The organism is Bacillus haikouensis (genome assembly GCF_013179555.1).
GTDB classification, from domain to species: Bacteria; Bacillota; Bacilli; order Bacillales; family Bacillaceae_B; genus Rossellomorea; species Rossellomorea haikouensis_A.
This window is the reverse complement of record NZ_JABMCR010000440.1, coordinates 1-2,399: the sequence shown is the minus strand read 5'-3', so window position 1 is coordinate 2,399 and position 2,399 is coordinate 1. Positions and strand designations below refer to the sequence as shown.

4 protein-coding genes are annotated in these 2,399 nt (G+C 39.6%); 3 read left to right on the top strand and 1 reads right to left on the bottom strand.

Features of this window, described 5'->3' with window-relative positions:
• Positions 1–575, top strand: a 575-nt coding sequence (locus HP456_RS22825) for an ATP-binding cassette domain-containing protein (protein WP_172255347.1), incomplete at its 5' end; no start/stop codon positions are given.
• A 132-nt stretch (positions 576–707) separates the two neighbouring features.
• On the opposite strand, the gene HP456_RS22820 is transcribed toward HP456_RS22825, so the two are convergent.
• Entirely contained in the window at positions 708–884 is a 177-nt protein-coding gene (locus HP456_RS22820; protein ID WP_172255345.1) for an aspartyl-phosphate phosphatase Spo0E family protein, read from the bottom strand.
• Between the two features lie 256 nt (positions 885–1,140).
• Between HP456_RS22820 and HP456_RS22815 the strand changes: the two genes are divergently transcribed.
• Together HP456_RS22815 and HP456_RS22810 are read left to right on the top strand one after the other, a co-directional pair.
• Positions 1,141–1,848 (top strand): cytochrome c biogenesis CcdA family protein, encoded by a 708-nt coding sequence (locus tag HP456_RS22815; protein WP_172255343.1) that lies wholly within the window; start codon positions 1,141–1,143, stop codon positions 1,846–1,848.
• A 123-nt stretch (positions 1,849–1,971) separates the two neighbouring features.
• Positions 1,972–2,334, top strand: coding sequence for a response regulator (locus HP456_RS22810; RefSeq protein ID WP_172255341.1), 363 nt, complete (start codon positions 1,972–1,974; stop codon positions 2,332–2,334).
• Positions 2,335–2,399: the final 65 nt, after the last annotated feature.

Sequence of the window (2,399 nt, the reverse complement as noted above, 5' to 3'; positions counted from 1 at the left end):
GAAAAAGCATTAAATCTTATCCCATGAAGGAACTGAGAGAAAAAATGGGATTGGTGCTCCAGGATCCGTTTCTTTTCTACGGGACGATCCGGGACAATATTAAATTGCATAACGAAGACATGTCTGAAGAAGAAGTTTTGAATGCAGCCAGGTTTGTTCAAGCTGATGTATTTATTGAAAAACTGGAGGATGGTTATTCAAGTAAAGTAGCCGAAAGAGGTGCCACTTTATCGAGCGGCCAGAGGCAGCTTATTGCTTTTGCCAGAACAATTGCGGTAAAGCCAAAGATCCTTATACTGGATGAAGCGACTGCTAATATCGATACTGAGACAGAGGAAGCGATCCAGGGTGCGCTGTCTAAAATGCGACAGGGAAGAACCACTATTGCCATTGCCCATCGTTTGTCAACGATTCAGGATGCAAACCTGATTCTGGTTCTTCACCAAGGTAGGATAGTTGAAAGAGGGACACATCAGGAACTGCTTTTAAAAAGGGGAATTTATCATAAAATGTTTCTATTGCAAAATGGACTTGTAGAAGGCATGGAAGATGCAGTCTCAAAAGGAATGTCATAAAGAATCCGGACCAAGGGGAGTGAATTTCTCCGCCGCATATGGAGAAATGATCGTAAAGGCAACCAAATCGAAAAGCAGACCGGCAATCGGGTCTGCTTTTCATTATATTAATATATGTATACGTTTTGGAAATCAACTTACCTGAGTCGAATATTTTTTTAGATATTTCGTATTGTAATGATTCAACAGAAGATCCAATTCCTGACTGATTTGAATAGCTTTAGGAGATGAGAGTCCGTTTTCAGCTACTATTTCAATCAACTGAGCACGCTTTTTTTCTATACGTTCAATAAGCTCTTGTTTAGACACGGCTGTTTCCTTTCTTTTGTAATTCCTAACAGGAGGAATACAAAACTAGTAATAACTGTAACTTTTTATTAGTATAACGAAATCGGAACAATTTATCAAAGCTAAAATACATTTTTAAAGGCGTTGAAACAAGAATGGAAAGTGAGGAATGAAAATGTAATTAAATAGTCACAAATCGTTCACACAATAGATTCTCATAGTCTAAGGCGATGTTTGATAGAATAGAGATATATTATCTAAAGTAGGAGTTGAAACAATGGCAGATATTAATTTATTTCTGGCTTTCGGGGCGGGTTTTTTAAGCTTTATCTCTCCATGCTGCCTTCCTTTATATCCAGCCTTCCTTTCTTATATAACTGGAATGAGTGTTAGTGAACTCAAAACGGACAATGCCATGCTGCAAAGAAGAAGTCTGACACATACTATATTTTTTCTTCTGGGTTTTTCCGTCATATTCATCGCAATCGGATTCGGTACTTCTTTCATCGGGGAATTCTTCCTTGATTATAAAGATTTGATCCGCCAGCTGGGCGCGATATTCATTGTTGTATTCGGACTTGTGGTGATTGGTGTTTTCACCCCTGAAATGCTTATGAAAGAACGTCGGATTGAATTTAAAAACAGACCATCAGGCTTCATCGGATCCGCACTGATCGGAATGGCTTTTGCGGCGGGCTGGACACCTTGTACCGGTCCCATACTTGCTTCTGTTCTTGCGCTTGCTGCAACAAATCCTGGGTCAGGGGTATTCTATATGACAGCATATGTCCTAGGGTTTGCCATTCCTTTCCTCATTCTTTCCTTCTTCATAGGGAGAATGCAATGGGTCAGAAAAAACAGTGCAAAAATCGTCAAAATAGGCGGATATATTATGATTGTAGTCGGTATAATGCTTTTCTTTGATTGGATGACAGTCATTCTCTCTTACTTCACTTCTGTATTTGGAGGCTTCCAGGGATTCTAATTACTTTCTTTTGAAAAATAGTTGGAAAAAATTGAAACCATCCAGTTATAGATGGTATAGTTAATCTGTAAATAGGACTATAGTATCATAACGATAGGATGGGGTAAACGAGGAGGTACACCTGTGGCAACAATACTGGTAGTGGACGACGCTAAGTTTATGAGAGTGACGCTTGGGAATATGCTGACATCCAGTGGATACAGTGTGGTTGGTGAAGCGGAAAATGGGGAAGAAGCAGTGAAAAAGTTTCGGGAACTTCAGCCGGACCTGGTAACAATGGATATTACCATGCCTGAAATGAACGGGATTGAAGCTGTGAAGAAAATTATGAATGAGTACCCTAAAGCCAAGATCATCATGTGCTCAGCCATGGGTCAGCAGAAAATAGTCGTGGAAGCGATTGAGAGCGGGGCAAAGGATTTTATTGTAAAACCTTTTGATGAAGTTAGGGTAGTAGACGCGATAAGGAGAGTATTAGGTTCATGAAAAGTGGAGAGAGATTGTTTCAATCTCTCTTTTTGATGTTTTCGTTTTCGAATGAAATAAGCTAT